The organism is uncultured Planktomarina sp. (genome assembly GCA_943788425.1).
Taxonomy (GTDB): Bacteria; Pseudomonadota; Alphaproteobacteria; order Rhodobacterales; family Rhodobacteraceae; genus Planktomarina.
On record CALSQF010000010.1, the window covers coordinates 129,509 to 135,765 of the forward strand.

A 6,257-nucleotide genomic window follows, 5' to 3' on the forward strand; every position below is an offset into this window, starting at 1 on the left:
AAATTTTAAAAAGGGACGATCATGGGCAAAGCAAGAATAGGATTTATTGGACTGGGGCTCATGGGGGGCGCAATGGTGGGTCGGCTGCAAGATCTCGGCTATGCGCTGACGGTATTGGGAAACAAAGATCGCCATCAGTTGGACAGTGCCATCTCCCGCGGAGCGCAAGAGGCCAGCACGGCCAAGGCTGTTGCTGAGGCCAGCGACATCGTCATGTTGTGCATGGGAACGTCTGACCATGTTGAAAGCCGGATGCGCGGCGCGGATGGGGTGATTGCCGGGCTGCGTCCGGGGGCTGTTGTGGTGGACTTTGGCACCTCTTTGCCGGGCAGCAGCCGCGCTCTTGCCCTTGAGGTCGCTAAGGCCGGCGGGCAATTCTTGGATGCACCATTAGGCCGCACGCCGGCCCATGCCAAAGATGGGCTACTCAATATTATGACCTCTGGGGATAAGGCCGCCTTTGATGCGGTCGAGCCTGTTTTGCAAGATCAGGGCGAAAATGTGTTCTACTTAGGCGCGGTCGGATCTGGCCATACGATCAAATTGATCAATAACTTTTTCGGTATGACGATTGCCAATGCCATGGCAGAAGCCTTTGCTATGGCGGATGTGGCTGGGGTGGATCGGGCACAGCTCTATGATGTGATGGCGGCGGGACCGCTCCACTCAGGCATGATGGGATTTGTCAAAGCCTATGGGGTGGATGGTGATCCGTCGCAATTGGCCTTTGCAATCAAAAATGCCGCCAAAGACGTTGGATATTACGCACGCATGGCCGAAGAGGCTGGTGTCGACAGCCTTATGTCCAAAGGGCCAATGGCCGCGCTCAATGAAGCTTGTGACATGGGTCAAGCCGAGGATATGGTTAGTCAAATGGTTGATTTTTACGTTAAGCGGTTTCAAGCGTAACCATGGCGGTTGTCGCAAAATCCATGGCGGACCTGCCGCGCCTTGGCATTCTTTTGATGCTGGCCGCATGGCTTTTGTTTTCATGGGTGGATACCGGTGCAAAATGGTTGGCCATGGCAGGGTTTTCGGCCTTTCAATTGGCCTTCATGCGCTATGCGGGGCATTTGGTGATATCCATTGGTGTGATTTCTCAAGACGGATTTAATCTCGAACGGTTCCAGACAGGGCATGTCTGGCAAGTGATCAGCCGAGCCTTGCTCTTGGTTTCTGCCACCCTGTCAAACTTTTATGCCTTGCAGTTTTTACCCCTGACTGTGGTCTCGGCCATAATGTTTTCCAGCCCGGTGGTGGTGTGCTTTCTGTCGGTCTCCGTTCTGCGTGAGCGAGTGGAGCCCTGGCGCTGGGGCGTGATTTTCTTGGGATTTATTGGCGTCTTGATCGTTGTCCGCCCCTTTGGGACAGCCTTTCATCCGGCCATGCTGATGATTATGTATAATGCGGTCGCGCTGGCGCTCTATTCGATCATGACGCGTCGATTGTCCGGCATTGTGGCGGTGGAGACCATGCAGTTCTACATGGGGTTTATCGGCACAGCGTTGATGGCACCCTTTGCAATTTGGACATGGACACAGCCTGACACCATTTGGGGCATGGTTGTGCTGGTCAGCCTGGGGGTCTTGGGCTGGGGCGGTCACCAGCTTTTGACCAATGCCCACCGCTTTGGCACCGCCAATCAGCTGATGCCATTTACCTATTCCTTTTTGGTCTTCGTCGCGATTTGGGGCTATCTTTTGTTCGGCACGGTTCCAGATGCGGGCACAATTTTGGGGGCCATGGTGATCATGAGCGCTGGGTTGATCATTTGGCGCAAGGAGCAAAAATGAAGCGTATTGCCTGCATAGGCGAAGCCATGATCGAATTGTCGATGGAAGGTGATCAGGCGCATCTGGCTGTGGCCGGCGACACGCTAAATACAGCCATCTATCTCAAACGCAGCTTGCCGGACATAACGGTCGACTATGTGACCTGTCTTGGGCAGGATATGTTTTCAAAGCGCATTGTGGACTTTATCGCAGCAAATGATTTGGGCCATTCCAATATTCGGCGTATCGCAGATAAATCACCGGGGCTTTATGCCATTAACACCGCGCCAGATGGGGAGCGCAGTTTCACCTATTGGCGCAGTGACTCAGCTGCACGCCTGATATTTTCAGATGCAGATTTTGACTTTTTGGAGCAATTTGATGGCCTGTATTTGTCCGGCATCACGCTTGCAATTTTGCCGCAAAATTTACGGTTGGCTTTATTGGAGTGGCTGCAAACGGCGCAGGTTCAGGTTATTTTTGACAGCAACTATCGGTCGCATCTTTGGGAGGATCGCGCTACAGCTCAGAAAATCATCGCAGGGTTTTGGCAGCGGGCTGATATCTCTTTACCATCGATCGATGATGAAATGGAAGTTTTTGGCGAGACAGGGGCACAGGTTGAGCAGCGCTTTTTGATACAAGCCAAATCTGGGGCGCTGAAACGTGGTGCACGCGGGCCTTTATCCCTCGGGGAGCCCGTTGTCGCGCACTATGAACCGGTGACAGAAGTTCTGGACACAACCGCGGCAGGCGACAGCTTCAATGGCGGTTATTTGGGCGCGCTCTTGTCGGGTAAGGGCCAAGTGGCGGCTCTCGAGGCGGGGCATGTGCTGGCGGCGCGGGTAGTGCAATATCGCGGTGCGATCATTCCAAAATGAGCGGCGCCAAATCCTCTGCGCCAATCAGCTGTAACAACTTGCGCTCTGGCTGAGCGGAGTTTGCGGCCCTCGCGATATCCTCTGCCAAAGGATCATTCAGCTTTTTACCCTGTGCGGTTTGGGCGATGCAATAGGACATCCAAGCGCGTACGGCTGAGATCAAAACGGGTGTAGCGCCTAGGCGCAAGGTGTCCAAAATTCGATAGGGAAGTTTTTGACTGCCATCCATTGCGATTTGATCCAAGCGATGGGCCAGTTCCGTATTGTCAAACCGCAGGAGAAGCGCTTGTGCATAGGCCGGTACTTGGTCGCAGACTTCTTGGGGCAAAGTGGCGCCTGCTTCCATCATCAATGTCAGGGCTTGGCGGCGCAACTTTGGGTCTGAAATGGCTTCGTGAACATAGTCATACCCCTGCGCCAGACCGGCATAGGCTAGAAATGAATGCGCGCCGTTGAGCATGCGCAATTTGCGCAGCTCATGGGGGCGCACGTCTTGGACAAATTGCACATCGGGCCAATCAGGGCGTGGTCCGGCAAAACAATCTTCAAGCACCCATTCCCGAAACGCCTCGGTGGGCACAGCCATAGGGTCGTTGCACTCTTGGCGGATAAGGTTGGTGGTTGCCGGCGTGATCCGGTCAACCATGGCGTTGGGAAACCGTGCTAGGCTCCAATCAATAGTCAAGTGCGCTGCCTGCGCAAATTGCTGGACGGCCTGACGCAAGGCGTCGCCATTGCCCGGGCGATTGTCACAGCTCAAGATCGTGACAGGCCGATCTCTTTGGGCAAGGTCATGGGCGATGAAACCGATGAGGCTGCGCAGGGGCGGGCCAGTGAGATCAGCGGCGATCACGGGGTCTTGCAAGTCAAGCTGGCCATGTTGATCCAGATGGTACCCCTTTTCGGTGACGGTTGCCGAGATGATATCGGCAGTCGCCATAGCCTGTAAAATGGGCTGTTGGCCCTCTGAGGCCAAAAGAATGGTGTCTATCACTGAAATCTGTTTGACCCCAACACCTTGGATCTTGAGCGCATAGGCATAGTCCTGTGCCGCCAGACCATCGCGTGTGGTGCTGGAGCGCAGATTGACACCAATGACCTTCCAGCCGCCGCCAGCATCGACCGTGTAATCCAATAGATGGGCCCGGGCAAAATTGCCAAGGCCAAAGTGAACAATCTGCCCCATTTATGCCTCGATCCGATACGCTTGCCGCGCCAGATCAACCGCCAGAAGCGGCGCGAGATCCTCAGCGTCGGAGAGGCCAAAAGCACCACGTTCGATTTGATTGCTCAAATGCAGGGCCACCCCGCGCCGCCAAAGGTCATGGCGGGCCGGTATGGAGAGAAAAGCGCGGGTGTCATCATTGAACCCGGCAAGATTGAAATAGCCGGCGGTCTCAACCACTTGATCAAAATAGCGTGCAATTCCATTGGCGCTGTCGTGAAACCACCAAGGCGGCCCAATCCGCAGGCAGGGCCAATGGCCTGCCATAGGTGCCAATGCGCGCGCATAGGTGGTTTCGTCGAGAGTGAAAAGAATGAGGTGCAGCTTCGCAGAATTGCCAACCCGGTTGAGCAATGCGTCCAAACCATTCACCCAATCGGTGGTGAGGGGGATATCGGCGCCCATGTCACGGCCGAACCTGTCTAAAATTGTGCGGTTGGTATTGCGGCGGCTGCCCGCATGGAGCTGCATGACCAGCCCATCTTCGATAGACATCTGGGCCATTTCAATCAGCATATGGCCATAGAAGCGCCGGGCCTCCTCTTGGGTGGCTGTGCTCTTTGCCACGCTGAGATAGAGCGGCCCCGGATCTGCGAGCCATTCGGTGTGTAAGATATCAATGGCATGATCGGTGGCGGTTGCGCCGCATTCTATAAACTCCGCACGGCGCATGCGCAAAGCGGCCAGATAGCTGTCAAAACTGTCGAGGCTGTGATCGGTGATCTTTGCCAGTTGCGCAAGATTAGCGGCGAAATTTGGATCGAGCGGATCGAGCACCCCATCGGGGCGAAAGGTTGGGATCACCCGGCCGGGCCAATGGCTGGCGCGAAGGCTCTTGTGGTGGGCCAGATCATCCAAGGCCGAGTCGGTGGTGGCGAGGGTTTCAATGTTAAAGCGCTCAAACAGTGCACGGGGCAAAAACTCCGCTTGCTGCAAACGCTCCGAGATGTCGTCGTAGATCGCATCTGCGGTCTGCGCATTGAGGGGTTGCGAGATTTGCAATGTTTCACGCAACACATAATCCATCCACAGCCGGGTGGGTGTGCCGAGAAACAAGTGCCAATGCGCGGCGAAGAGGCGAAATACCTCGCGTGGATCTGCCTGAGCGCCAGGCGCGCCAATCCCAAGATCTGCCATGGGGATACCTTGGGCATAGAGCATACGAAACACATAGTGATCCGGCGTGACCAAAAGCGCAGCAGGATTGGCGAAAGGTTGATTTTGCGCAAACCAACTGGGATCGCAATGCCCATGGGGGGACACAATTGGTAGGTCTTTCATGCTGAGATACAGTCGCTCAGCGGTTGTGCTTAGAGTGCCTGTCATGTCCATCCCCCGGGCGGCGATATTTGCCTTTGGACTTTATATTGCAGCTTGCATCTTTGCAGCGCAATGGGTCAAAATTAAAGTAAGACAGGGGGGGCGATGAATATTGCATTGATAGGTTTGGGGATGGTCGCCGCCACGCATGTTCAGGCGGTTCAAAGCGCAGAAAAGCTGCATTTGAGCGGTGTTTGGGGCCGCGATTCAGCCAAAACAGCCGATTTTGCCGCCCGTCATGCAACGCGGGCCTTTGGCTCGCTACAGGAGATTGCGCAAGATCCGGCGATTGATTTTGTTATTCTGGCCACGCCCCCCAATGCCCGGCGCGATATTGTGCAGGAGCTGGCGGCGGCGGGAAAGCCGATCTTGATGGAAAAGCCGATTGAACGGGATGTTCAAGCCGCCTCCGATCTTGTGCAGATCTGCGCGCAGGCGGGCGTTCCGCTCGCGATGATGCTGCAACACCGCGCCAGAGAGTCCAGCCAAGCCCTGAAGACGGCCCTAGAAACCGGGGCGCTGGGTGAAATTTGCACCGTAGATCTGCGCGTGCCGTGGTGGCGGGCGCAAAGCTATTACGACGCACCGGGCCGCGGCACCTATGCGCGCGATGGTGGCGGCGTGATGATTTCGCAGGCGATCCATACGCTCGATTTGGCCATTTGGTTGCTGGGCCCCATCCGTTCGGTGCAAGCCATGATGCGGCAAACCGCGCTTCACCACTTAGAGGCAGAGGATTGGGCCGGCGCGCTATTTGACATGCAATGCGGGGCTTTTGGTACGCTTCTGGCGACGACGGCTGCCTATCCGGGTGGGGCGGAGACGATTGCGTTGCAGGGCACAAAAGGCGCGGCGCATCTTGGCTCTGGTGTGCTTGAGATCTCTTATCTCGACGGCCGCAAGACGCGCGTTGGAGCAGAGGGCGCCACCGGCGGCGGTGCAGATCCGATGGCCTTTACCCATGAATGGCACCAAAGCGTGATCGAAGACTTTGCGCAGGCTCTGCGGAGCGGGGGTCAGCCTTTGGCCACTGGTGAAAGCGCGCTGGCAGCTCACAAG

6 protein-coding genes are annotated in these 6,257 nt (G+C 56.0%); 4 read left to right on the top strand and 2 right to left on the bottom strand.

Annotated features, from left to right (window positions below):
• The first annotated feature begins 21 nt into the window (after positions 1-21).
• Genes ABLW18_RS10055 through ABLW18_RS10065 form a run of 3 tightly spaced genes read left to right on the top strand, consistent with a single transcriptional unit; the run spans position 22 to position 2,653 of the window.
• On the top strand, positions 22-909 hold the full coding sequence (locus tag ABLW18_RS10055; protein ID WP_347824673.1) for an NAD(P)-dependent oxidoreductase: 888 nt from the start codon (positions 22-24) through the stop codon (positions 907-909).
• Positions 910-911: 2 nt separating this feature from the next.
• Positions 912-1,793, top strand: a complete 882-nt coding sequence (locus ABLW18_RS10060) for a DMT family transporter (RefSeq protein WP_347824674.1) — start codon at positions 912-914, stop codon at positions 1,791-1,793.
• Positions 1,790-2,653 carry a sugar kinase gene (locus ABLW18_RS10065; RefSeq protein WP_347824675.1) on the top strand — a complete coding sequence of 288 codons (864 nt, stop codon included), beginning with the start codon at positions 1,790-1,792 and terminating at the stop codon, positions 2,651-2,653. The genes ABLW18_RS10060 and ABLW18_RS10065 overlap by 4 nt, the downstream gene beginning before the upstream one ends.
• Here ABLW18_RS10065 and ABLW18_RS10070 read toward each other — a convergent pair.
• Entirely contained in the window at positions 2,640-3,839 is a 1,200-nt protein-coding gene (locus ABLW18_RS10070; RefSeq protein WP_347824676.1) for a mannitol dehydrogenase family protein, read from the bottom strand. The two genes, ABLW18_RS10065 and ABLW18_RS10070, sit on opposite strands and share 14 nt — an antisense overlap.
• Positions 3,840-5,204, bottom strand: a complete 1,365-nt coding sequence (gene uxaC / locus ABLW18_RS10075) for a glucuronate isomerase (RefSeq protein WP_347824677.1) — start codon at positions 5,202-5,204, stop codon at positions 3,840-3,842.
• 99 nt (positions 5,205-5,303) lie between these two features.
• Between uxaC and ABLW18_RS10080 the strand changes: the two genes are divergently transcribed.
• Positions 5,304-6,257, top strand: a 954-nt coding sequence (locus tag ABLW18_RS10080) for a Gfo/Idh/MocA family oxidoreductase (RefSeq protein ID WP_347824678.1), incomplete at its 3' end; no start/stop codon positions are given.

Excerpts from the sequence above, each read along its gene's own strand:
- ABLW18_RS10055 (WP_347824673.1), top strand. The coding sequence starts at position 22 with ATGGGCAAAGCAAGAATAGGATTTATTGGACTGGGGCTCATGGGGGGC.
- ABLW18_RS10060 (WP_347824674.1), top strand. The coding sequence starts at position 912 with ATGGCGGTTGTCGCAAAATCCATGGCGGACCTGCCGCGCCTTGGCATT.
- ABLW18_RS10065 (WP_347824675.1), top strand. The coding sequence starts at position 1,790 with ATGAAGCGTATTGCCTGCATAGGCGAAGCCATGATCGAATTGTCGATG.
- ABLW18_RS10070 (WP_347824676.1), bottom strand. The coding sequence starts at position 3,839 with ATGGGGCAGATTGTTCACTTTGGCCTTGGCAATTTTGCCCGGGCCCAT.
- uxaC (WP_347824677.1), bottom strand. The coding sequence starts at position 5,204 with ATGACAGGCACTCTAAGCACAACCGCTGAGCGACTGTATCTCAGCATG.